Genomic DNA, 23,113 nt, shown 5'->3' on the forward strand with positions numbered 1-23,113 from the left:
AATTAAAGATTATTTTGGAAAACAGCCAATCACACGAATGCAATAATTTCTGAAGCTATAGATTTATGCTCAGGGAAGGTAATTGGGGCATTATTCACGGAAAAAAATTATCTTGTAGCATATTAAGTAAGCTTATTATGAAGACTTTTGTTAGTAATATATCAGGAAAGACCTTCCCGGTAACAAGTAAGGTGAGGGGAGCAACATTGCGAACTTCGATTTTTGATCTCGTAAAGGAAGATTTTCCAGAGTTTTCTAAAGATTCGCTTATAGCTTCCAGCGAATTGGATGGCTACAAAGAAAAATATATTTCTACTATTTTAAAAAATGAGTTAGGTGAACTGAATCGTTTGGATGAATTAGTTTTACAAAGCCTAAGCAATAATCAGGTTATTACAGCTTCTATTGATCAAGAAATCAAAGCCGAAACATTTGGTGGAAAAGTTGCGGATAAAGTTGCAGCTTTTGGGGGGAGTTGGACTTTTATATTATCCTTTCTAGGATTTTTAGTATGCTGGATTATATTAAATATATACTGGTTGAGCGATAAAGGCTTTGATCCATATCCTTTTATTTTGCTCAATTTGTTATTATCATGTATAGCTGCCCTCCAGGCGCCGGTAATCATGATGAGCCAAAATAGACAAGAAGAAAAAGACCGTCAACGGGCACAAAATGATTATATGGTCAATCTTAAAGCCGAATTAGAAATACGGACTTTACACGAAAAAATAGATCATTTATTGATTCATAAAGAACAAGAATTGATAGAAATGCAACAATATCAATTGGAAATAATAAAAGATCTTATTGAAAAGATAGATAAACTGGAAAAGAAATGAGCATAGTAGATAAAGAAGAATTATTAAAAGAGTTAACATTTAAATTTACACGTTCAGGTGGGGCAGGAGGTCAGCATGTGAATAAGGTATCGTCTAAAGTGCTTTTACAATGGCCAGTATTAGCAAGTGCGTGTTTGGATGAAGAAGAAAAGCTGTTGATCATGGAGACATGGAGTAACCGTATTAATAAAGATGCAGTATTTCAATTAGAATGCGATACCGATCGTTCACAATTGAAAAATAAGGAAATAGCAATCGCACGATTTTTAAATATCATTACAACAACACTAATACCTACTAAAAGACGGAAGAAAACAAAAATCCCTTATGGGAAAGTACTCAATCGTTTGGATCGTAAGGCTAAACAATCGGAAAAGAAAAATAACCGTAGGTGGAGTATGGATTGAGCAAAATTATTTCTAGTGCTCCATTAGATTTTCTGGGAAATAAAATAATCCCAAAGCGAATAATGATGACAATTTAATCTGAACCTTAAAATTATACAATTGATTATCAGTTAATTGTGTTAAGAACTAAAAACTTAGTTTGATAACTAAGTTTTTAGTTCTATCTTGTTGTATAATCGATTATAGGCAGACGTGCCGTATTAATAGAAGTGTTATGAACGAAATTAAAGAACTTACAAAAGCTGAAGAGCAAATTATGCAGGAGTTATGGGAAATGGAAGGTGCCTTTGTAAAAGAAGTGATTGACCGTTTACCAGAACCAAAACCAGCTTATAATACAGTCTCCACAATAGTGCGCATCTTGGAAACCAAGGGTTTCTTGGTGCACGAGTCTTTTGGAAAAAGCCACCGCTATATCCCTAAGATTACGAAAGAGGAGTATAAAAAACTAATTACAGGGAAACTATTACATAATTATTTTGATAATTCAGCTTCGAGTATGATGTCTTATTTTTTGGAAGAAAATAAATTGGATCTCAATGACGTGAATGACTTATTAGAATTGATTGCGAAACAAAAGAAAACTTAGTGTATTTCAAAACCTAAAAACTCATATTATGATGGCTTACCTAATTTTAGCGAATATAAGTTTAATTGTATTTTATTTCATTTATCATGTTTTCTTAAGGAAGCTGACATTTTTTCAAGGAAATAGAATCTACTTATTAAGTGCTGTGATATTGTCTTATACTGTACCAGCAGTACAATTTATGGATCTATCTAGACTGGATTATAGGACGAAGTTGTTACCAGCCATTTCGTTAGAATTCGCAGATTTGAGATTACCTGAAATCGAGATTGTAGGCAAGCACCCATTAGGATATTTGGATTGGAATTTTGAAATACTCTATACAATTTCCATTCTGGGAATGATCGTATTTTTATTGATAAGATTGCTTAAACTATATCGACGATTTCATGAAATAGATGGGAATGCATCATTTTCCTTTTTAAATTTTATTTACCTCGGTGAAGCAGCAAAATCAAATGCGATCATTCATCGACATGAAATGGTCCATGTGCAACAAGGGCATTCATATGATATCTTATTGTTGGAATTTGTGCGTGTATTTAATTGGTTCAACCCTGTACTCTTTTTTTATATCAAAGAATTAAAATTTCAGCATGAATGTATTGCTGATGAACTTTGTGCTGCAGAAGATAAAACATCTTATGCAGAATTATTAATTGCAAATGCGCTTCGGGTGTCAACTGATATGTTATCACATCAGTTTGCCAGCGAGTCCATTTTAAAAAAGAGAATTATGATGTTATTTCAAAATAAATCAAAAAAATCCAGTCAATGGAAATATATGCTCATGGTTTCCATTCGTTGGTATCATAGCATTAGTAGGATTGGTATTGAATAATACCGTCGATGCTAAAACAGAAATCATCAATACGGTGAACGATGTACGTTTGCCCGTGGTATCCAATGTTGTAAGTTCGCTTATAGAGCTACAGAGTGACCATACACAACAAGAAAATATTGTTGTCAATCCTGAAGTTAAGGCAGAACCTGCAGGGGGTATGAATGCTTTTATGAAGTATGTAGGCCAAAATTTTAAGTATTCTGAAGAAATGATTAAAAATGGCATTAACGGCACTATTGAAGTTCAGTTTATGATCGATAAGGATGGTACTGTTTCACGTGTTAAAGCGAAAAATGATTTAGGTTATGGTTCCGCAAAAGTTGCAGAGCAAGTGATAAAAGATGGTAAAAAGTGGAGACCAGCAGTTCATCATGGTAAAGCAGTCCGGTCTTCATATTTGATACCGATAAAGTTTGAAGCAGGTCGTTATCCAGAGCCAACGGTGACAAAAATAGACCAAAATAAGCAAGAGAGTAGCAAGCCAGCTCAAGGAAAAGCTGACAAAAAAGACAATCAAAATTTCAAGGCAAAACAAGATGCTGATTTTTCCGATAATGAAAAAGAGGTGAAATTCCCTGAACCAAAAAACTCGCAAGAAGATGTCACATTATTCTCGGCAGTAGAAGTAAAGCCTTCTCCACCTAATGGCATGAATGAATTTATGAAGTATGTAGGAGAGAATTATGAATATCCTGAAGAGGCATTAAAAAATGGAATCAATGGGGTTATCGAGTTGAGCTTTATTGTTGAAAAAGATGGAAGTCTGAGCAACTTGAAGATTAAGAAAGACTTAAAATATGGGGCTGGTCAAGCTGCTTTCAATTTGTTGAAAAATTATCCAGAGAAATGGAAGCCAGCAATTCAAAATGGTCAAAATGTACGCGTAGCATACACGTTGCCTATACGTTTAAGTATATCGAAGTAAAATAAAAAGCTCCAGTTGATGGAGCTTTTATTCGCATCATTATGAGAGCTATCTATCTATTATTCTATATAACCTTATTCACCTCCTGTCAATCTGCGTATCAATTTACACCAAAAGGTTTTCTTGTTGATGGCGATGACTACTTTGTGAACATCGAACGTAATTTGTCCGTTTATGTAGGTGATAATTTTTTAAATTATGATAAAAAATCAAAAAAAGGATTACAGAACCTGCATATTTCAAGAGCTGATCAACATCTCATCAAGAGATTGGGATATAAAGCCGATGATTATACCGTTTTGTTTACAGGAAAAAGCAAGAATGATACCGCATTTAGATTGATTACCCTTATTAATAATAAATCGGAAGATCGCTTTAAAAATACGAAAACCCTCATTTCTAGGGATGGATTCTCAATTAAGAAAACGGTCGAGGGGAAGTACTATTATCAAACTACGGCTGTGAAAAATCAGTTCATCTACCATGCTATAGTACCCTTTAAGCAGTCCTTGGGACGAGAAGAATACCTGAGTTTGATTTATATAATTCCTAAGCAAGATTTTAAGAATTTCGATATCATCGAAGATCTGGCGATTTCAAATGCCTCTATGTTCCGAAGTAATTATATTTTCACACCCAGTCGTACCGAAATTCTTTGTCCAGATGATAGCAGTAGAGGTCATTTTGATTACCGAATACCGGATCAGTTTATACAAAAGGATAATTACACATTACTGAAAGGTTTTTTAGGAGGGGAGTCAGACTCAAATAAATTGATTATCTACCGTGTAGTAGCACCAGGACAATCGTATGGTTCTTTTGTCGTTTGTAAAGGGCTCTATCGCATAGAACTGACAGATTTGCATCACCGTACCATTTGGCAAGATAAAGTAATTGTCGACAAAGACCTAAGTGATTAGTAAGTCTAAGATTTTACATCACTATCGGGTTAACTCAAAGCATAGGACTATGATTCCAATGCTTTGAGTTGATTTTTTAACTTTTGTAATTCATGTTGCAGCTCCTCTACTTTTTGGACAAGATAATGGGCAACCTCAATACCTGCAGGATTGACGTCAAGGTCATAATACCAATCTGAAAACCTTTCTAAATCCCTCAGCTGCTCCTCTTCGATGTATTTTTCCTCCTGTTGGATGATAATATGTAGAAGTCCATATTCATTTAATGTCTCTATAAAAGTAATTTCTGCTTTCCTAGAATGGCAGTAATCTGATAATCGGATTAGCGTTCTTTCCATTAGATTATTTTTTTAAATCTGCTAATTGTTTAAAAAGTTCTTTTTCTTTATCACTTAAATTTGTTGGGATAAGCACATTCATGCTGACATATAAATCACCAAATTCACCTTCTTTTTTATAGATAGGGAAGCCCTTTCCCTTCAACCTTACCTTGGCATTGTTTTGTGTTTCAGGTTGAATCTTAAGTTTTATTTTACCACCATACGTATCAATGATTGCTTCACCCCCTAAGACTGCAGTATATAAATCGATATCTAGTGAGGTATAAAGGTCGTTACCCTGTCTTTTGAACTTATGATCGGGAATGATGTTGAAAGTGATGTAGAGATCACCCTTAGGTCCTCCATTTACGCCATCACTGCCAAGACCTTTCAGCTTTATTTTTTGACCATCTTCTACACCAGCCTGAATGTTGATGCGAATGTTTTTACCATTTATCGTAAAGGTCTGCGGGTGGGTAGTATAAGCCTGTTGCTGCGTTAATTCCAGTTCAGCATTGAAATCTTGACCTCGAAAGTTATTTCTTCTTCCCCCACCTGTACGACTGCCAAACATTTGTTCGAAAAAATCAGAAAATTGTCCGTCATCAAAATTACCCGAATAGCTTTGCGATCCCCCAAATGGGTTGCCATCTGGTTGACGATATTGTTGTTGTGCCCTTTCGTATTCTTCACCACGTTCCCAGTTTCTCGCCATATTGATCGTACTTTTTACGTTTTTCACTATCTGAGAGCACTTCGTTTGCTTCATTTATCTCTTGAAATTTTTGTTTTGCCGCCTCATCATTCGGATTTAAATCTGGATGATACTTTCGCGCTAATTTCCGATAAGCCTTTTTTACAGCATCTATGGATGCAGTTTTGTCAATACCAAGTACTTTATAGTAATCTACAAATGCCATATTAATTTTAATTTCTACAGTTTCAACAATCTAAGAGCCTGTTTGTTTAATTTTTGAGTTTTGTTATTTTAAATTTATAAATATACCCCACTAAAAAGTATTGTTGCAATGTAACGGTGTTTTGGTAATAAGTAGTATTTCCGTGAGTACCCCAATAATTTTGTCTGTTCTGGTTTAAGATATCAAAACCCGTTAACTTAATCTGTGAATCGTTTTTTAGCGTATAGTAAAGCGAAGAATTTAAGATATGATAATTTGCCCTATCATTTAAGCCACTTGCTCTATTATCCAAAGAATAAGAAGTTTCCAATGAAAAACCTTTTATTGGATTTATATTTAATCCCACACCAATTTTATGCGTTACATAGGCACTTTGAATAAAATCAGGATTGTTTTTGACTGAATTCATGGATTTGCTCCAACTGTAAGTATATTTTGGGGTAAGCCCAATCAGGTTTTTCCAAGTTACAGAAAATTCTTGAGCGAGATGAATGCTAAGATTATTCATTTTATTATCCACATCATTGATTGTGGCATATTGTTGATAAGTATAGAAGCTACTATTCTGGGAAATGTAGAATACCCAATCTTTATCAGATTTAAAATTATATCTTCCATACAGGTAAGCATTATAATTCGTTGTCGAACCGGCTTGAAAAGCCAGAGCAGTATAGTGTCCTGTGGTGGCATCTCTCCAGCTCTTATATCCCTCGCTTTTATCTTTGTAATCCACATTGGCATATAGACCAAACTGGTATTTTTGCGCATATTTATTAAATGAAAACCGCACATTTTGTAGTAGGATGTTTTCATAAAAAAATGCGGGCAATCGGGTCATAAGTGGGTTTAATGAGTCTGTTACAGTCTGCATTCTATTTGTTGAAGGCCCTTGAAGATCTTTAGCCCATGAAAAATCGAAATCCTTATACCGAATATTAATATTCGGAAGCCAATATCCATTTGAAGTCTTTTTACGTTCATTGATCTTGAATAACTCAAACTGATTGTCTCGTAGTGAATAAGCAGTACCAAAATTTATGGCCAATTTTTTAAAGGGCTTCCAGAAAAACCGAATACCCGATATATAATATTGTGATTTAACGCGATAACTGTTTTCGAATTGGTCACCGTGAATTACCCCTGTACTGTCCCGATTGTAGTGTAAACTTTCTGTGGGGCTCCTATTCTCCATATTATGGGAAATATAGAAGTCAAAATTCAGCTTTTCGATACTTTTATTATTATAACCTAGATGAGTATTGCTACTACTCGATTTTTGTTTTTTAAACTTGTCCTCGAATAGACTCGCATTAGGTATAGGGTTTTGAAAAATTGCAGTAAGGTGATTGCCGATTTCACCCGATTCGATTTTGTTGATATTACTGCTATTTCTAAAATTTATAATATGGTTTTTATGCAACTGTTTTTCAATATAGAAGCTATGGCTATAATTAATATTGTATTGATCCGTAGTCGAGCTGTCCGTACTCGTATTTAAAACTTTGTCATTGGTATAGGTTTTCATCCAGCTGTTACTATTTCCATCATTGTTCGAAATACTAAATTTTGGTGTAAACTCGAAATAGGCAGTCGTATCCATCCGATGCCTAAACAGGGTATTGATATTGTGAGCTAAAGATTTATTATTGGTGTTATATGAATTTTCGTTGAACTGTTCGATATTATCATACAGGGAAGTTTGGTTTCCAGAGTTTTGGCCTTCCTCTTTTTTGTATTTCAACATGTACATCACGTTTAGCTTGCTCTTTTTACCCCAGTCATTATTGAGGTTAAATCCAATCGCCATATCGTTCGCCTTACCATTGTAATTTCTACCACCAAAATCTCCAAAACCATAGTTTTCCGCTCTCCCTAATCCAGCATGTTGATTCAGTTCATTATAATCAAAACTTTCACGATTGATATTATTGCCAAAGCCTATAAAACTCAATTGTAGCGTATCTTGAAAAGTATTGACCAACCCCCCAGCTTCATAGCGACCTCTTGTACCCGCACTACCGTAAAGTTTACCAAAACTTGCATTCAGAAAATCCTTTTTAAATTTAAGATTAATGGTAATGGGTAATTTTTCTTCATCTTCCACTATTTTTTTTGATTCACCCTTATCCCGATAGACCTGTACCGTCTTGATTAAGGAAGCATCCAGATTACGTGTTGCTATACGTAGATCGCTTGAAAAAAAATCTTTGCCATTTACTTTCACCTGCGAAACTTCCTTACCCTCGTAATAGATAGTCCCGTCCATATTAATCTGTAATCCAGGGAGCTGCTTTAAAAGCTCTTCTGCATTGGCATTAGGCCTTGTTTTAAAAAAATCAGTATTGTATTCTAGTGTATCTTTATTCATTCGAACTGGGGGATCAACAGATATGACCACCTCATCCAAAAGTTTTCCACCAAGCTTGATTGTATCTAATTGTTTCTTCTCATCAGGTTGTAATAGAATATTTTGATGATGGTTGCTACTATTGACATGAGAGATATACAAGATCAGATTTTTGTTTGTAGGAAGTTTGACCAGATTAAATTCACCCTTATCATTGGTTAAGGAATACGAGAGAACAGCAGAATCTTGTTGCATGAGTAAGGATACAGTCGCTTTTTCAAGAGGTTTATTGTCCTGACCAATAACAGTTCCCTTTAACACGCCCGAATTCTGACATAGTGCATACTGGGAAAAAAAAGATAGCAATACTATAAGATATAGTTTCATATTTGGTTTAGATACGGTTAGTTTATCCACATCTAATATAAATTTAATTTTCCCGATAAAGGGTAAATTAACGTATTTTAACAGTATGATACCTCGAAATTGGAGTGCTGACTTCTTGTTTTAGGTAGGCTTAAACTATTCATAGGATACAATGGGGGCCATTGCTAATATTATTGCCACATCAACCAAGGTGGCTTATGCTAACAAAAAAAAGGTGGCCTTCTACTTAGAAAAGGCCACCTTTTTATCTTATATGTAATTTTAATCTTTTTTACTATCTACAGCAGGTTTAGTATCACGATTAGCAACATCCCAAGCCGTTTGAAAAATAAATTTTTCTCTTTTAACCATAACAGGGAAGTCAATTTTATCGATCGTATCTTCTGGTGTGTGATAATGTGGATGTAATCCTGAGAAGTAAAATATTGAAGGAATTCCTTTACTTGCAAAATTATAATGATCTGAACGGTAATATAATTTCATTGGATCTTTAGGATCATCATACATAAAATCTAATTCCAATTGGCTGGATTTCTCATTAGCTTCTTTGTTGATCGCTGACAATTCAGAACTCAGCTTATCAGCACCAATGGAGTGGATGTAGTTATGGTTACCATTCAAATGTTTGTCATCAATACGGCCTATCATATCTATATTGATACAAGTCACCGTATTTTCGAGTGGAAAAACGGGGTTTTCAGTATAGTATTTAGAGCCTAACAATCCTTTTTCTTCAGCAGCATACGTGATAAATAAAATGCTTCTTCGAGGGCCATTACCTTCTGCCTTTGCTTGACTAAATGCCTTGGCTAATTCTAAAACAGCAGTAGTACCTGAAGCATTATCGTCCGCTCCAGGGAAAATAGTACCATTCGAACTTTTACCATCATGGTCATAATGACCACCGATGACAATGATTTCATCTTTTAAGTCCGAACCTGCTAAGTAACCCAATACATTGGGGTCTGAAAACTGCTCGGTGACCATCCCCATCTGCGCATTGAATGTGCTCTTTATAGCAAAAGATTGCGGCTTCTGAGTCCTGTTTATTTTGGTAATAACATTGGCTAGGCTTGATTTCCCTAGATTTAGGATATAGTTTGCAACGTGATCTGTTATATTGACCACGATAGGCATCGGATTAGTTTCAGGTGCAACTTGGTCTTGAGCCAGATTAAAGCGTCCGTCTGTTGCACGATCACCTGCGCTTTCAAGCCATTTTCCAAGATCCTCAGTATAAGCTAAAACCAATTTAGGTTTATGCTTCAGGATTTCTTTCACCTTCTTATTGCGTACTGTTGACCATTCAGATAATTTTGTTGTTCCTGTAATAATAGAATTTCCTTTTTCATCAACAGGCTCTTTATCATTAATCAGAAAAACGACCTTATCTTTTAAATCAAGTCCTTTGATATCAGAATATTTTGGATCATCAATGCCGTAACCTACAAATATGATTTCATTATCATCGATAGTTTTCAACTCATTGTTTCCTAAGGCCAATAAATCTTGACCATGTAAAAATGGTCGACCAGCGATTTTGAAACTTTTAACCTGATAGCTATTTTTCAACAGACTTACGGGTTGAAAATACTTACCTTCAACGGGTGGAGTCAATCCCAATTTCATAAATTCATTCGCGATGTATTCGGTCGCCAAACGTCCACCTTTCTGACCTGTACCACGTCCTTCTAAATCAACAGATGCTAAGACTGACAAGTGTTTCTTAGTTGATTCCTCAGTAATCGTACGGGCGTATTTTTCAGCTGGATTCTGAGCAATGGCACAACTGTAGATAGAAGAGACAAAACAAATTAGACTAACTATTTTTTTCATTGAAATAAAATTTATTTTTAATAGTAATGAAGCGATCATGCGTATTCATTTGATATACATAAAAACATGATTGTTTCATTGTTTTCTATTTAGAACAAAAAAAACGGAGAAAAAGTATTTCGACACCTTTTCTCCGTCCTTTAAATTATGTTAAATTAACAACCACAAGCAATTTTATTGACACGAGTTGCATGTCTACCACCTTCGAAATCTGTGGAAACAAAAGTTTTAACGATTGATTTTGCTAATTCTAGATCAATAAATCGAGCCGGAATACAGATTACGTTCGCATCATTATGTTGACGAGCTAACGCTGCAATTTCTTCTAACCATGCTATAGAAGCACGGATTCCTTGGTGTTTATTCGCGGTAATAGCAACGCCATTTGCGCTTCCGCAGATCAACACGCCTAAAGCTGCTTTATTATCCTCAACTTCAGTTGCAACAGGGTGTGCATAGTCTGGGTAATCAACAGAATCGGTATTGTAAGGACCGAAATCTTTTACCTCGTATCCTAATTCTTTTAATAAAGCTACGATAGCAGTTTTGTATTCAATTCCTGCGTGATCACTTCCTATCGCAATTGTTTTTAAAGTACTCATTATATATTATTTTTTTCTTGTGCTAATTTTTGTTTTTTTACTTTCGCCGATACTAAAATACTGATTTCGTATAATATAAACATCGGAGTCGCTACCGTTAACATCGTGATGACATCTGCAGTAGGGGTGATGATAGCGGCAATAACTAAGATAATTACCGTTGCATATCTTCTACTAGCACGCATAAACTCAGGAGTCATGATACCCATTTTTGATAAGATAAAAATCAATATCGGTAATAAGAACACGATCCCACAACCTAATGATAATGTCGCTATCGTTGAAAGATAAGAATCAATAGTAATCTGATTCGTAATTTCTATACTCAGGGAGATATTCGCTAAAAAGTTGACCGAAAGAGGAACAACAACATAGTATCCAAATAAAACTCCTAATACAAATAACAAGGTTGCATAAAAAACAAATCCACGAGCAGATCTACGCTCTAAATCTGTTAATGCGGGCTTTATAAAAAGCCAAATCTCAAACAAGATGTAAGGGAAACCCTAAGAGCAACGACATCAATAAACAAGAGTTTATCTGTAACATAAACTGTCCGGCCAATTCCGTATTGATAATATTGAAAGGAATATGTTCCACACAAAACCCATCAATATTAAACTTGTCACCCACAAGACACATCATTCTATATGTCCAGAAATTAAGATTTTTAGGTCCCATTATGATTTCGTTGAAGACGAAATCGTAAAAGGTGAACGATAAACCTGCAAAAATAAATATTGCTATCACCGAACGAACCAAATGCCATCTCAGAACTTCGAGATGATCAAAGAAAGACATTTCTGCTTCTATATTTTTTCCTTTATCTTTTATAGATTCAATTAGGCTTTTGCGATCTGTAGTACTCATAAAAATTGTTTGTAAACAAAAATACCATTCTTATTGAAAAGAATGGTATTTTTTTATCTATGTAAAGATAATATTATTATACATTATCTTCTGAAAGGTCAAAAGTCTCCATAAACTTCGTCGTAAAGTTACCCGCTCTAAAGTTTGGGTCACGCATTAAGCGTAAATGAAGAGGTATAGTTGTTTTAATACCTTCGATAACAAATTCGCTTAAAGCTCTTTCCATTGTTGAAATTGCTTCTTCACGTGTTTGTGCCACGCAGATAACTTTTGCGATCATCGAATCGTAATACGGTGGAATCGTGTATCCAGCGTAAACATGCGTATCGATACGTACACCGTGTCCACCTGGTGAATGGAAATTTGTTATTTTTCCTGGTGAAGGACGGAAATTATGGAATGGATCCTCAGCATTGATACGGCATTCGATAGCATGCATCGTAGGCTCATAGTTTTTTCCAGAAATTGGGATACCAGCCGCAACTTTGATTTGTTCTTTGATTAAATCAAAATTAATGACCTCTTCCGTTACTGGATGCTCAACCTGAATACGGGTATTCATTTCCATGAAGTAGAAGTTACGGTTTTTATCAACTAAAAACTCTACCGTACCTGCACCTTCATAATTGACCGCCTTAGCTCCTTTGATTGCAGCTTCGCCCATTTTCTGACGCAATTCAGGCGTAATAAATGGTGAAGGAGCTTCTTCTAATAGTTTTTGGTGACGACGTTGAATAGAACAATCTCTTTCAGATAAGTGACATACGGTACCGTATTGATCACCCACTACTTGAATTTCGATATGTCTTGGCTCTTCTACATATTTCTCTAGATACATACCGTCATTACCGAAGGCAGCAGCAGATTCTTGACGAGCAGAGTCCCAAGCATGTTCAAATTCTTCTTCGTTCCAAATAATGCGCATACCTTTACCACCACCACCAGCAGTAGCTTTGATGATAACAGGGTAGCCAATTTCTTTAGCAAGTTTAACACCTTCTTGTAATGAGCCCAAAAGACCGTCTGAACCAGGTACCGTAGGTACACCAGCTTTTTTCATCGTATCTTTTGCTTGCGATTTATCGCCCATTTTTTCAATCTGCTCTGCTGTGGGACCAATAAATTTGATACCATACTGCGCACATATTGATGAAAATCTTGCGTTTTCTGCTAAGAAACCATATCCAGGGTGAATCGCATCTGCATTTGTTAACTCTGCAGCTGAGATAATATTTGGAATGTTTAAGTAAGAATCTTTACTGGCAGGAGGACCGATACAAACAGCTTCATCCGCAAAACGAACGTGTAAACTATCTTTATCAGCTGTTGAATAAACAGCTACACTTTTGATACCCATTTCGCGACAAGTGCGAATGATACGTAAAGCGATTTCTCCTCTATTAGCTATTAATATTTTTTTAAACATTGTATTTTCTGTGAAGTTTTCGGGTATGAGTGCACAGTTCCTGTGCGCTCATGTTAATCGGCAATAAAAATATTGACGATTGCTTATCTAGGATCTACCAAGAATAAAGGTTGGTCGAACTCAACTGGTTGAGCATCTTCCACCAAGATTTTAACAATTTTACCTGAAACTTCAGATTCAATTTCATTGAATAATTTCATTGCCTCAATGATGCACAATACTTTACCATTATTGATTTCGTCGCCAACATTTGCAAATGTTGGTTTTCCTGGTCCTGCTGAACGGTAAAATGTTCCGATCATTGGAGATTTAATGGTGATAAAATTAGCCTCTTCAGAAACTACCGCTGGAGCTGCTGCAGGAGTAACTGCAGTTGGTTGAGCAGCGGCTGCGATTGGTGCAGTAGCAACTGGAGCCGAAGCTGTTACGTAAGTAGGTTCTTGATTTGTTTTTATCGTAATTTTGAAATCTTTTTCTTCGATTGCTACTTCATTCACACCTGATTTTGAAACGAATTTAATCAAGTCTTGAATTTGTTTAATGTCCATACCCATAGTTATGCAGGTTAAATATTTTAGTTTTAATTTTTAAAATTCTTAAAACAACTTTCAAAGTTACAAAATAATTATTGTACTTAGTAAGCCCATTTTAAGTATACAGATCCCCAAGTAAATCCACCACCGAAAGCAGCTAAAATCAGGTTATCACCCTTCTTTAACTTACTTTCCCATTCCCATAAACATAAAGGAATAGTAGCGCTTGTTGTATTACCGTATTTCTGAATGTTGATCATTACCTTTTCCTCAGGTAAACCAGCGCGATCAGCTGTTGCATCGATAATACGTTTGTTCGCTTGATGCGGTACTAAATAAGCAATATCCGAAGCTTGAAGATTATTTTTCTCCATGATCTCTGCCGCTACGTTGGCCATATTGGTAACCGCAAATTTGAAGACAGTTTTACCTTCTTGATAAGCGTAGTGTAGACCAGCGTCTACAGTTGCATGCGAAGCAGGGTTTAAAGAACCACCACCTTTGATATTTAGATATTGACCACCAGAACCGTCAGTTTTCAAAATACTATCTTGAATACCCATACCTTCAGTATTTGGCTCCAATAGAACGACACCACAGCCATCACCAAACAAGATACACGTGTTGCGATCTTGATAGTTGACTACTGAAGACATTTTATCTGCGCCAATAACCAATACCTTTTTGTGTTTACCTGATTCAATAAATTGAACACCAGTTGTTAGGCCAAAAAGAAAGCCAGAACAAGCGGCTTGTAGATCATATCCCCAAGCATTGGTAGCACCAATTTTATCCGCCAAAATATTTGCTGTCGCTGGAAACAGCATATCTGGTGTACTTGTACAGAAAATGATCAATTCAATATCTGTTGCGGCAATTCCTCTTTTTTCTAATAACTGTTGTACCGCAGGTACAGCAAGATCTGAAGTCGCTTTACCTTCTCCTTTTAAGATTCTACGTTCTTTGATACCCGTACGAGATACAATCCACTCGTCATTGGTATCAACCATCGTTTCCAACTCTTTATTTGTGAGGATATAATCAGGTACATATCCACCAACTGCCGTAATTGCAGCATGAATTTTTGACATAAAATTTAATTAAATGCAGATCTGATTTTGTCAATTAAGTCTGACTGGATCATATCTCTAGATTGTAAAACCATATTTTTAATAGCCTGTGGAGTTGATATTCCATGACCTATTATCACAGGAGCATTAACTCCTAAAACAGGACTACCTCCATATTGCTCGTAGTTGAATCGATCGAAGAATTCATCTTTGAATCCTTTTTTCAATGTCACTACATAAAATGATTCTGCTAGCTTTAAAACAACATTTCCAGTAAAACCATCACAGACATATACGTCAGCTATATCTGAAAACAGATCTCGGCCTTCCGCATTTCCGATGAAATTAATGTGTTCGTTGTTTTTTAAAAGGGGATAGGTGGATGTGGTGAGGATATTTCCTTTTTCTTCTTCTTCACCGATATTTAATAAACCAATCCTCGGTGAAGGGATACCAAACATATGTTGCGAATACAGGCTACCCAAAACCGCAAATTGATTCAGCATTTCGGGTTTGCAATCTGCATTTGCGCCGACGTCAAGTAGTAATCCAAAACCTGATTTAAGTTTTGGTACAATTGTCGTTATAGCAGGTCTTAGTACTCCAGGTACTGCTTTTACACTAAAAAGTGAGCCGACAAGCATTGCTCCCGTGTTACCGGCAGATGCAAATGAGTCAATTTCCCCTCGTTTTAGTAATTCAAAGCCTTTGGCTATACTAGAATTAGGTTTTTGCGTAATCGCTTTAGTAGGGTGTTCTCCCATACTAATATTTTCAGGTGCATGCACGTATTCAAAGTCTGAAGGATTACCCCCAGCTTGTTCGATAAGCAACTTAGTCTCTTCTTCATTACCAAATAGAACAAGTTTTTGATCATTTGATAAAATTTGTTGAGCTTCTATTGCACCTAATATTGTTGCTTTAGGGGCATAGTCGCCACCTAAAATGTCTAAACCAATCTTCATTCGTGATTATTTTTCAAGTCAATAATACGCAAAAAACATCCCAAATTAAAGTATAATTTGAAAATTATACTCGTTTTGGGATGTTTTATGTTTTGAAAGATCTAAGTTAGACAACAGCTGTATTATCAATGATCAATTTACCGTTGTAGTATAAATTACCATCTACTGTGTATGCACGGTGTGGTAAATGAACTGCACCAGTTTCTTTACAAATGCTTAAGCTAGGTCTGTCTGCTTTATAATGTGTTCTTCTCTTGTCTCTTCTTGATTTAGAAGTCTTACGCTTTGGATGTGCCATCTCGTATTTCTGTTTTAGTTATTTTTAATATTTCTTAGTGCGGCCCAACGTGGGTCAATGTTTTCTTTTTTTGCTTGATCTTCCTTGCTTTGCTCAACTGATAAGTGGGCTAACATCACCGGGTCACAAGTATTATCTTCTCCTTGGTCACTGCATTTAGCGAACAAAGGAACTGCTAAATTAATATATTCATATAGCAATTCGGTCAGGTCTAGCTCATGATCGCTTTTGGATAATACCAGTACTTCTTCGGTATTATCGGTCCAGTCTTCAGCTGTGAATTTGACTAAAACACGCTCTTTAACTGCAATCGGCGATGGAAACTCGCTTAAACAAACGTCGCATGTTAATTGGATATCTCCAGCAATTGTGAAATTCAATATAAGCAAATTTTCTTGCTTTTGTAATTCAACATTTGCCATTAGATTTCCACTTTTAACAATGGAATGCTCAAAACAATCAAAGAACTCTTTATTTATTTCAAACTCAAAATTATGCTTTCCTGCATTTAGCCCCGAAAACGGTATTCTATATTGTTTTAGATGTTTCACAATCTTGCATTTGAGCCTGCAAAGGTATATATAAATAAGTTAGAATTGAAATTTTTTTGTAAAATATATTTCAATTGTTATTATAGATATTAGCCTTTCTGCAAGCGGTTATTCATAAAAATTTTTACCCAATTCTATTTTTGCTCTACCAGTCTCCATTCTCCATCGATTGGTATCGCGAAGGGAATAGGCACAGCCGCAATATTCCTGCATGTAAAAACGTTCCTTTTTAGATATTTCTAGCATGCGAATTGCACCTCCTTTTTTTCGCCAATTGAACGTCCAATAGTCCATATCTTGATAACGGGATGCAGCTCGTACACCACAGTCATTGATCTGATCCATGTTTTTCCACCTCGAAATACCCAATGAGCTTGAAATCACATCAAATCCATTTGCAGCAGCATATTCTGCTGTTTTCTCAAACCGCATATCAAAGCACATGGTACAACGAGAACCTTTCTCAGGCTCGTTTTCCATTCCCTTTGCCAATTCAAACCAATGATCAACATCGTAATCGGCATCAATAAAGGGAATATTATGTTTTTCTGCAAAACGAATATTCTCCTCTTTTCGTAAGTCGTATTCTTTACGTGGGTGAATATTGGGATTGTAGAAATAGATCGTGAATGCGATATCCGAGCTAATTAAAGCCTCCATTACTTCTCCAGCGCAGGGTGCACAACACGAATGTAAAAGCAGTTTTTTGCCTTCGTTGGGTAATGTTAACTTTTCTCTGACGAACTCCTTCTCTTCCATTGCTATTTACTGATAAAAGTTTGGCAATTTTACTCAAAAAGTACTGAACTAGCAAATATTTGATTAATAGATTTTAGAGAGTCCTACCGAATCTCGTTTTTTTTATCTTTATATGCGTTCATATTTGTAGATTTGTACCTATATCAGATTAAAAATGAAATCACTAACAACATATATAGCTGTTCTATTTTTTGCGATTGTAACATGTTTAACTTCTTGTGTGCGAGAAGACGACGAGCCCGCTTTATCCGAAGTATCGATATCCAGGCTTTACGTTTCTTTTTCGGAATTTCAATTGGATGAAGCGCAGACTCCTTATAATAACCTGGATATTATCGATCGTGCAGATTCCAGTACATCTTTTCAATCCTCTTTGTCGCATAATTCTGGGATCAAAGGTGGTGCAGCAATATTATTCAGTCCGATTGCAAAATATGTTTTCCAAAGCAGTGACAATAGTGGAAATGTTAAAGATACCAGTATTCAGGTCATGTCCGTACACCCAGAAACAGGTGCCCCAGCTGCAAAAGGTTTGATTTCAAATGGTTTGCTAACCAAAGTCAGAGGATTGGCATACCACCATAACAGAGGGACGGAAAATCTTTATGTAGCCAATATCGGTAACGAGACCAGACCATCATCTATCTATTTGTTTCAAAGACCTGGTAATTATAGAGGAAGGGCAGACATAAAACAAAGTATTGCCTTAGGTTCACTTACGCCATGGTCTATGGCTTTTAAAGGAACTGAAGAGAATTCAGATCTCTATATGTCTGTCACAGGGGTTAAGAAGGGAATTGCCATATTCAGTGATATCTTAAGAAAGAACCCCGGAGTAGATTCCATATTGAATGCTGAGTCTTTTCCCCCAAGGGCAGTATTGACCATAGCTGATCAAGGTGAAATTAGAGGATTTAGTTATTCTGATCGCCAAGACTTACTAGCCGTTGCTGCTTATACAAAGACTGGAGATGTATCAGTTGGTAAGATTTTGTTATTTGAAAAAGCTTCTTTATTATTGTCCAGTACCAGTGATCGCGCTATCACACCTACACGCATTATTACAGGCGTGTTAACAGGCTTAAAAAGACCATTGGACGTTGCTATTGATAACCGTGATGGAGCAGAATACATCTATGTTGCCGATGCTGATACAAAGACTGTCTCGCGTTTCTTGAATACAGATGATGGTAACGTCAAACCGAATATTACAAAAGAATTTAGATTAACTCCAGTTGCCCTATCATTGGATGCAAGAGGACCTGGCGAAGGTGTCGAATAAAACTTATTCATCTAAGAGCCTAAAGAGTGTTTCGATTTCTAGTTTCTTGCTTGTACTTTCATTTTGTTCGTAAGCAGTCATGAGATTACGAAGTACTCTTTTTAGTATGGTCACGTGATCGCAAGGCAACATATATTCCTTTGATAGGGGTAAGTTGAGTTGTCTCAGGAATGATACAACATCCGATTTTTGCATCACCTGTCCCTTATTGAAGGCATTCAAGTAAAATAACAAATCATCTTCCGGTTGCAACTCATTTTGATAAGATAGGATAAAATGTTTGGGTAGATTAATACCAAAAATAGGGATATCAAGTTTTTGTGCAACAATACTGTAGATACAAGAAAGTGTCAAAGGGTTTCCTTTTTTAGATTCCAATACCCTGCCAATAAATGAGTTTTGAGGATTGTGATAGTCATGTGTATTTCCCGATAGGCCAAATTTATCAAACAAGATATGATTGATCAAGGACACTTTCTCCAAAGGAGTCATCTCGTACCTTAGCGCTATCCATATTTCTCGTTTTAGCTCTTCTAAGGTGACCCGTATAAGGTTATTGTTGTAGGAAGGATACTGGTAGCTATTGATGATCAACAATCCCTCTAAGAGGTCAAAAGAGTTGCTCATCTTCCATACCAAGAGTTCATTTTTAATTTGGGCAAATTGTATTTCATGGATGATACGCTCTAGACGCTCTTGTATAAAGGGGTCAAATGCAGACTCCCAATATTCCTCCAAAGCAGGAATGATATCAGGTCCTAAGCTTAAAAGCTTATGCTCGATTTCTTCTGCAATCAATTGATCAGGATCATCCAATAAGGTAACCAAAGCCTGTAATTCTTTTTCATCCATACACAAATTTAATAAAAATCCCCGCGATATGCCAAATGAAGCATATGCAGGGATATATTTAGGTATATTGGTACTGATTATTTTAATTGACCGTCCATCATGTGCACCGTTCTTTTTCCATAAGTGGCATTTTTTTCAGAATGTGTTACCTGAATAATCGTTACTCCCTCTGCATTGAGTTGCTGGAATAGCTCCATGATTTCCTCTCCTTGTTTCGAGTTCAGATTTCCCGTAGGCTCATCCGCGAGCAGGAGGGATGGCGAACCCGCCAATGCTCTGGCAATCCCAACAATCTGTTGTTGGCCTCCAGATAACTGAGAAGGAAATAAATCCTTCTTTCCCACAATATTAAAACGGTCCAACAGATCGCTCACGATTGACTTACGCTCAGAAGAAGATTTGTTCTTATAGATTAATGGAGTTTCGATGTTTTCATATACCGTCATCTCATCAAGCAAATGATAAGATTGAAATACATAGCCAATATGCGATTGAAAAAGCTGCGTTCTTTTCTTTTGTTTCAGTTCTAAAATACTTTCTCCTTTAAATAAGTACTCCCCCTCATCCGGTTCATCCAACATACCGATGATGTTCAGTAAGGTCGATTTTCCAGAACCCGACGGGCCCATAATCGATACAAAGTCCCCTTCTTCGATATTCAGACTGACATCTTTGAGTACGAATGAACGTGTGCTCCCTACATTATACCATTTAAATAAGTTCTTTAATTGGATCATATCATCTATTTTTCGTTGTTAATTTTTTAAAGCTTATTATGTATTCTCATTTAGGCTTCCCTAAGCCAATAAGTAAATATCACCTTACCTCCCATATATTACTCATTGCGCAGACTATCTACAGGGTTGGCTCTTCCTTCAAGATCATAAGTTGCCTATTTAGTCCGTTGTTAAAAAATGAAATGGTATCCAACTTTGCTGAAAGGATACAATTGCTTTGCCATTTTGTTTGTGTTTTGATAATCAGTGTCTTGTAGTTTAAATCACGATGATCACTGTTCATTATCGTACAGTTAACGTTCAGTTTTGGACAAGAAAAATTTATTTATCCATATTGCACCTTTACAATTGTTAATAGCAGATTATTTAAACAGATGATGTTAATCATCCTTCAGACTATCTACAGGATTCGCTCGTGCTGCTTGTATTGCTTGTACCGCGACAGTGGATAGCGCAATCGTCATAATAGCCATACCTGCTAAGGTAATCATCCACCAACTTATATCGATATGGTATGCAAAGTCATCCAACCAACCACTCATCATCCACCAACTCAAGGGTGAAGCCAAAAGAAAGGAGATAAACAGTAATTTCATAAAATCCTTGGACAGCAGTAGGACGATCCCCGATACCGATGAACCCAGTGTTTTACGTATGCCAATTTCCTTGACACGTCGGTTTATCATTAACAAAGACAAGGCAAATAGTCCTAAGCAAGCGATTAAGATAGCAGTGCTCGCCCCCCCAATGATAATACGCGAAAAACGCTGCTCTGCTTTATACATATTGTTGGTATTTTCGTCTAAGTAGGATGGAGATACATTGGCTTTTGGATTGATTTTTTTCCAAGTATTTTCTATTGCTTGGATAGTCTCGGACGGATTGTTACTTTCTACTCGTACAAATAAATATTCAACGGAAGATTGATTTGGATTAATCGATAGCGTGAGTGGTTGTACTTCGCTGTGCAGTGTCTGAAAATTAAAATCGTCAATAATACCAATCACTTGAGGGTTACCATCTAGGTCCAACGTCTTGCCGACGATATTTTCGACATCGCCAAGCTGCTCAGCCATCCGTCTATTGATTAAGATGGCCGCCGTATCGCTCGAAAATGTACGGTCAAAATCTCGCCCCTTCAAGACTTTAATCCCCAGAGTCTTGGCATAATCATAATCGATACGCATAAAATTCGAATAGATTTGTTTGCCTTCGTATTCGAATCCAAATCGACTATTAGCTGTACTTCCATCTCTCCCCAAACCTAAATTGATGTCAGAAGCGGTGATGCCTTTTACCCAAGGTAGAGACGCTAGTTCGATTCTCATCTGTTGTAAAGCACGTTCTTGGTCAATGCCACTACCTATTGGAATACTGATAACATCAGTTTTATCAAATCCTAGTGGACGGTTGGTGATATAATGCAATTGTGAACCGATAACAATTGTAGCCACAATAAGCACCATAGCTATGGTAAATTGTATAACAGTAAGGCTGTTTCGTAATCGACCTGATCTAATATTAGCCGTACCTTTTAAATTGGCAATGACATTTGTACGGGCTATGCGCCAAGCGGGATATCCTCCAGCAAAGAGCGTTAATGTGATAAACGATAGTGTGAATATAAGGAGGTTTTGCGGAACAAACAGTTGTCCTATACTCAGTCTGTAATTCATATTGGCGTTATATTCTGGGAGAAGTATAAAAGCTATCCCTAGCCCCAGAAATAGGGCGATGAAACAAAGTAAGAGCGCTTCTATCCATAGTTGTGTGGTTAAACTACTGATAGTTCCACCAAGAGTCTTTCTCGTACCTATCTCTCGGTTGCGGACCAAGGAACTGGCCAGCGAGAGGTTGATGAAGTTGGAGCAGGCAACAAACAAGATGAGTCCTGAAATGAGCAGCAGGATCCACGGGAATGTCGGAGAAGCTGCATCTCCCAAACCTTTATTGTTCAAATGATAATCGGCTATAGGGAGGATATGTAGTGACAGGTAATCACCGGCTTTATTGGCAAGTGCCCCATCTCGTTTCAAAATACGCTCACTATCTTTATAATATTGTTTGATAAAAGAACGGGTAGCCTGTGTAAAGGCAATATCATTGATAGGATCAGATTTCATTTTTACAAAAAGATTGTGATCCTGATGGCCCCATTCTTCTTTATATTGTTTGTAGTTGGGTTTCTGTTCGAAGCGTAAAAGGGTATTGAAGTTGAGACTAGAATTGGACGGCAGTTTCTCGAGTACAGCACTGATTGTTTTTGTTTGCCACTGTCCTCCAGCTAATACTTCTACTTGCTTTCCGATAACATCGTTGCTACTAAACAGATTTTTAGCGATGTCTTCATCGATGACGATATTGTCAAGATCTTCCAAAGCATGGTTATCCCCCTGTACAGTGGGCAAGCTAAATATGGGAAGAAAGTCAGCATCTACGTATTTGTTATTCGACTGCAGCTGTTTTTCTCCATGACGCAAATGGATACCTTCATTATAATAGCGACTGATGTATGCTATTTCCGGTATCTGTGTCTTCAATAGCGGAGCGAGAGGTGTAGGGGCAGTTGCACTGTTTTGTAGCCCATTTTGTGGCTGCGTTTGAAAATAAAGCAGGCCTATTTTTGAATAATCTTTTAGGTGCTTATTATAAGATAACTCAAACGTTGCTGTCAGATAGAGTAAGGTAGCCGTAGCAATGGCGACAGCAAGTCCAATAATATGGATAAAGCTCAATGTCTTGTGCTTAAACATATTTCGATAGGCTACTTTGAAGTAATGTCTGATCATTATTATTTTATTATCCAGAATTGACCAATTCGTGTTAGACAC

23 protein-coding genes and 1 pseudogene are annotated in these 23,113 nt (G+C 36.5%); 7 read left to right on the forward strand and 17 right to left on the reverse strand.

The window, feature by feature from the left end:
* Positions 1–137 precede the first annotated feature (137 nt).
* From ACFX5U_RS02420 to ACFX5U_RS02445, 6 genes are all read left to right on the forward strand, one after another.
* Positions 138–842: a DUF1003 domain-containing protein gene (locus ACFX5U_RS02420; protein ID WP_038702091.1), complete on the forward strand. Its 705-nt coding sequence runs from the start codon at positions 138–140 to the stop codon at positions 840–842.
* Positions 839–1,249: an alternative ribosome rescue aminoacyl-tRNA hydrolase ArfB gene (arfB, locus tag ACFX5U_RS02425; protein ID WP_280570707.1), complete on the forward strand. Its 411-nt coding sequence runs from the start codon at positions 839–841 to the stop codon at positions 1,247–1,249. The genes ACFX5U_RS02420 and arfB overlap by 4 nt, the downstream gene beginning before the upstream one ends.
* Positions 1,250–1,463: 214 nt before the next feature.
* On the forward strand, positions 1,464–1,838 hold the full coding sequence (locus ACFX5U_RS02430) for a BlaI/MecI/CopY family transcriptional regulator (protein ID WP_038695976.1): 375 nt from the start codon (positions 1,464–1,466) through the stop codon (positions 1,836–1,838).
* A gap of 28 nt (positions 1,839–1,866) precedes the next feature.
* Positions 1,867–2,679 carry a M56 family metallopeptidase gene (locus ACFX5U_RS02435; protein ID WP_400262400.1) on the forward strand — a complete coding sequence of 271 codons (813 nt, stop codon included), beginning with the start codon at positions 1,867–1,869 and terminating at the stop codon, positions 2,677–2,679.
* Positions 2,672–3,607 carry an energy transducer TonB gene (locus ACFX5U_RS02440; protein ID WP_400262401.1) on the forward strand — a complete coding sequence of 312 codons (936 nt, stop codon included), beginning with the start codon at positions 2,672–2,674 and terminating at the stop codon, positions 3,605–3,607. The genes ACFX5U_RS02435 and ACFX5U_RS02440 overlap by 8 nt, the downstream gene beginning before the upstream one ends.
* A 41-nt stretch (positions 3,608–3,648) precedes the next feature.
* Positions 3,649–4,527 (forward strand): hypothetical protein, encoded by an 879-nt coding sequence (locus ACFX5U_RS02445; RefSeq protein ID WP_400262402.1) that lies wholly within the window; start codon positions 3,649–3,651, stop codon positions 4,525–4,527.
* A 47-nt stretch (positions 4,528–4,574) separates the two neighbouring features.
* Here ACFX5U_RS02445 and ACFX5U_RS02450 read toward each other — a convergent pair whose 3' ends face one another.
* The 14 genes and pseudogenes from ACFX5U_RS02450 to ACFX5U_RS02515 all read right to left on the reverse strand — a co-directional run bounded on the left by ACFX5U_RS02450 (position 4,575) and on the right by ACFX5U_RS02515 (position 17,411).
* Positions 4,575–4,865 carry a chaperone modulator CbpM gene (locus ACFX5U_RS02450; RefSeq protein ID WP_038695982.1) on the reverse strand — a complete coding sequence of 97 codons (291 nt, stop codon included), beginning with the start codon at positions 4,863–4,865 and terminating at the stop codon, positions 4,575–4,577.
* Positions 4,866–4,869: 4 nt separating this feature from the next.
* Positions 4,870–5,562 carry a J domain-containing protein gene (locus tag ACFX5U_RS02455; RefSeq protein WP_400262403.1) on the reverse strand — a complete coding sequence of 231 codons (693 nt, stop codon included), beginning with the start codon at positions 5,560–5,562 and terminating at the stop codon, positions 4,870–4,872.
* Positions 5,537–5,767: a DnaJ domain-containing protein gene (locus ACFX5U_RS02460; RefSeq protein WP_400262404.1), complete on the reverse strand. Its 231-nt coding sequence runs from the start codon at positions 5,765–5,767 to the stop codon at positions 5,537–5,539. Before ACFX5U_RS02460 ends, ACFX5U_RS02455 begins: the two co-directional genes overlap by 26 nt.
* 46 nt (positions 5,768–5,813) lie before the next feature.
* Positions 5,814–8,501, reverse strand: coding sequence for a hypothetical protein (locus ACFX5U_RS02465; RefSeq protein WP_400262405.1), 2,688 nt, complete (start codon positions 8,499–8,501; stop codon positions 5,814–5,816).
* 261 nt (positions 8,502–8,762) lie between these two features.
* Positions 8,763–10,337 carry a M28 family peptidase gene (locus tag ACFX5U_RS02470; RefSeq protein ID WP_038702100.1) on the reverse strand — a complete coding sequence of 525 codons (1,575 nt, stop codon included), beginning with the start codon at positions 10,335–10,337 and terminating at the stop codon, positions 8,763–8,765.
* A gap of 155 nt (positions 10,338–10,492) precedes the next feature.
* Positions 10,493–10,939 (reverse strand): ribose 5-phosphate isomerase B, encoded by a 447-nt coding sequence (gene rpiB / locus ACFX5U_RS02475; protein WP_038695988.1) that lies wholly within the window; start codon positions 10,937–10,939, stop codon positions 10,493–10,495.
* Positions 10,939–11,809: pseudogene (tatC, locus tag ACFX5U_RS02480) on the reverse strand (twin-arginine translocase subunit TatC). The gene rpiB and the pseudogene tatC overlap by 1 nt, the downstream one beginning before the upstream one ends.
* 76 nt (positions 11,810–11,885) lie before the next feature.
* Positions 11,886–13,235, reverse strand: a complete 1,350-nt coding sequence (gene accC, locus ACFX5U_RS02485) for an acetyl-CoA carboxylase biotin carboxylase subunit (RefSeq protein WP_280570692.1) — start codon at positions 13,233–13,235, stop codon at positions 11,886–11,888.
* An 83-nt stretch (positions 13,236–13,318) separates the two neighbouring features.
* The gene (gene accB, locus ACFX5U_RS02490; RefSeq protein WP_400262406.1) at positions 13,319–13,789 is read right to left on the reverse strand and encodes an acetyl-CoA carboxylase biotin carboxyl carrier protein; all 471 of its coding nucleotides are present in this window, start codon (positions 13,787–13,789) and stop codon (positions 13,319–13,321) included.
* Between the two features lie 80 nt (positions 13,790–13,869).
* Positions 13,870–14,859: a beta-ketoacyl-ACP synthase III gene (locus tag ACFX5U_RS02495; protein WP_038695996.1), complete on the reverse strand. Its 990-nt coding sequence runs from the start codon at positions 14,857–14,859 to the stop codon at positions 13,870–13,872.
* Between the two features lie 5 nt (positions 14,860–14,864).
* Complete coding sequence (gene plsX / locus ACFX5U_RS02500; RefSeq protein WP_038695998.1) at positions 14,865–15,803, reverse strand: phosphate acyltransferase PlsX; 939 nt, start codon at positions 15,801–15,803, stop codon at positions 14,865–14,867.
* A gap of 106 nt (positions 15,804–15,909) precedes the next feature.
* Positions 15,910–16,101: a 50S ribosomal protein L32 gene (gene rpmF, locus ACFX5U_RS02505; protein WP_038696000.1), complete on the reverse strand. Its 192-nt coding sequence runs from the start codon at positions 16,099–16,101 to the stop codon at positions 15,910–15,912.
* Positions 16,102–16,115: 14 nt separating this feature from the next.
* Positions 16,116–16,652 (reverse strand): DUF177 domain-containing protein, encoded by a 537-nt coding sequence (locus ACFX5U_RS02510; protein WP_038696002.1) that lies wholly within the window; start codon positions 16,650–16,652, stop codon positions 16,116–16,118.
* A gap of 108 nt (positions 16,653–16,760) precedes the next feature.
* The gene (locus ACFX5U_RS02515; protein ID WP_280570685.1) at positions 16,761–17,411 is read right to left on the reverse strand and encodes an epoxyqueuosine reductase QueH; all 651 of its coding nucleotides are present in this window, start codon (positions 17,409–17,411) and stop codon (positions 16,761–16,763) included.
* A 154-nt stretch (positions 17,412–17,565) separates the two neighbouring features.
* Here ACFX5U_RS02515 and ACFX5U_RS02520 point away from each other — a divergent pair, with 154 nt between their 5' ends.
* Positions 17,566–18,693 (forward strand): hypothetical protein, encoded by a 1,128-nt coding sequence (locus tag ACFX5U_RS02520; protein ID WP_400262407.1) that lies wholly within the window; start codon positions 17,566–17,568, stop codon positions 18,691–18,693.
* A 3-nt stretch (positions 18,694–18,696) separates the two neighbouring features.
* Here ACFX5U_RS02520 and ACFX5U_RS02525 read toward each other — a convergent pair whose 3' ends face one another.
* The 3 genes from ACFX5U_RS02525 to ACFX5U_RS02535 all read right to left on the reverse strand — a co-directional run bounded on the left by ACFX5U_RS02525 (position 18,697) and on the right by ACFX5U_RS02535 (position 23,071).
* Positions 18,697–19,545 carry a transglutaminase-like domain-containing protein gene (locus ACFX5U_RS02525; RefSeq protein WP_400262408.1) on the reverse strand — a complete coding sequence of 283 codons (849 nt, stop codon included), beginning with the start codon at positions 19,543–19,545 and terminating at the stop codon, positions 18,697–18,699.
* Between the two features lie 77 nt (positions 19,546–19,622).
* Positions 19,623–20,282, reverse strand: coding sequence for an ABC transporter ATP-binding protein (locus ACFX5U_RS02530; protein ID WP_038696010.1), 660 nt, complete (start codon positions 20,280–20,282; stop codon positions 19,623–19,625).
* 380 nt (positions 20,283–20,662) lie between these two features.
* Positions 20,663–23,071, reverse strand: coding sequence for an ABC transporter permease (locus tag ACFX5U_RS02535; protein ID WP_400262409.1), 2,409 nt, complete (start codon positions 23,069–23,071; stop codon positions 20,663–20,665).
* Positions 23,072–23,113: the final 42 nt, after the last annotated feature.

The organism is Sphingobacterium sp. SG20118 (assembly GCF_044740685.1).
GTDB lineage: Bacteria > Bacteroidota > Bacteroidia > Sphingobacteriales > Sphingobacteriaceae > Sphingobacterium.

Excerpts from the sequence above, each read along its gene's own strand:
- ACFX5U_RS02420 (WP_038702091.1), top strand. The coding sequence starts at position 138 with ATGAAGACTTTTGTTAGTAATATATCAGGAAAGACCTTCCCGGTAACA.
- arfB (WP_280570707.1), top strand. The coding sequence starts at position 839 with ATGAGCATAGTAGATAAAGAAGAATTATTAAAAGAGTTAACATTTAAA.
- ACFX5U_RS02430 (WP_038695976.1), top strand. The coding sequence starts at position 1,464 with ATGAACGAAATTAAAGAACTTACAAAAGCTGAAGAGCAAATTATGCAG.
- ACFX5U_RS02435 (WP_400262400.1), top strand. The coding sequence starts at position 1,867 with ATGATGGCTTACCTAATTTTAGCGAATATAAGTTTAATTGTATTTTAT.
- ACFX5U_RS02445 (WP_400262402.1), top strand. The coding sequence starts at position 3,649 with ATGAGAGCTATCTATCTATTATTCTATATAACCTTATTCACCTCCTGT.
- ACFX5U_RS02450 (WP_038695982.1), bottom strand. The coding sequence starts at position 4,865 with ATGGAAAGAACGCTAATCCGATTATCAGATTACTGCCATTCTAGGAAA.
- ACFX5U_RS02455 (WP_400262403.1), bottom strand. The coding sequence starts at position 5,562 with ATGGCGAGAAACTGGGAACGTGGTGAAGAATACGAAAGGGCACAACAA.
- ACFX5U_RS02460 (WP_400262404.1), bottom strand. The coding sequence starts at position 5,767 with ATGGCATTTGTAGATTACTATAAAGTACTTGGTATTGACAAAACTGCA.
- ACFX5U_RS02465 (WP_400262405.1), bottom strand. The coding sequence starts at position 8,501 with ATGAAACTATATCTTATAGTATTGCTATCTTTTTTTTCCCAGTATGCA.
- ACFX5U_RS02470 (WP_038702100.1), bottom strand. The coding sequence starts at position 10,337 with ATGAAAAAAATAGTTAGTCTAATTTGTTTTGTCTCTTCTATCTACAGT.
- rpiB (WP_038695988.1), bottom strand. The coding sequence starts at position 10,939 with ATGAGTACTTTAAAAACAATTGCGATAGGAAGTGATCACGCAGGAATT.
- accC (WP_280570692.1), bottom strand. The coding sequence starts at position 13,235 with ATGTTTAAAAAAATATTAATAGCTAATAGAGGAGAAATCGCTTTACGT.
- accB (WP_400262406.1), bottom strand. The coding sequence starts at position 13,789 with ATGGGTATGGACATTAAACAAATTCAAGACTTGATTAAATTCGTTTCA.
- ACFX5U_RS02495 (WP_038695996.1), bottom strand. The coding sequence starts at position 14,859 with ATGTCAAAAATTCATGCTGCAATTACGGCAGTTGGTGGATATGTACCT.
- plsX (WP_038695998.1), bottom strand. The coding sequence starts at position 15,803 with ATGAAGATTGGTTTAGACATTTTAGGTGGCGACTATGCCCCTAAAGCA.
- rpmF (WP_038696000.1), bottom strand. The coding sequence starts at position 16,101 with ATGGCACATCCAAAGCGTAAGACTTCTAAATCAAGAAGAGACAAGAGA.
- ACFX5U_RS02515 (WP_280570685.1), bottom strand. The coding sequence starts at position 17,411 with ATGGAAGAGAAGGAGTTCGTCAGAGAAAAGTTAACATTACCCAACGAA.
- ACFX5U_RS02520 (WP_400262407.1), top strand. The coding sequence starts at position 17,566 with ATGAAATCACTAACAACATATATAGCTGTTCTATTTTTTGCGATTGTA.
- ACFX5U_RS02525 (WP_400262408.1), bottom strand. The coding sequence starts at position 19,545 with ATGGATGAAAAAGAATTACAGGCTTTGGTTACCTTATTGGATGATCCT.
- ACFX5U_RS02530 (WP_038696010.1), bottom strand. The coding sequence starts at position 20,282 with ATGATCCAATTAAAGAACTTATTTAAATGGTATAATGTAGGGAGCACA.
- ACFX5U_RS02535 (WP_400262409.1), bottom strand. The coding sequence starts at position 23,071 with ATGATCAGACATTACTTCAAAGTAGCCTATCGAAATATGTTTAAGCAC.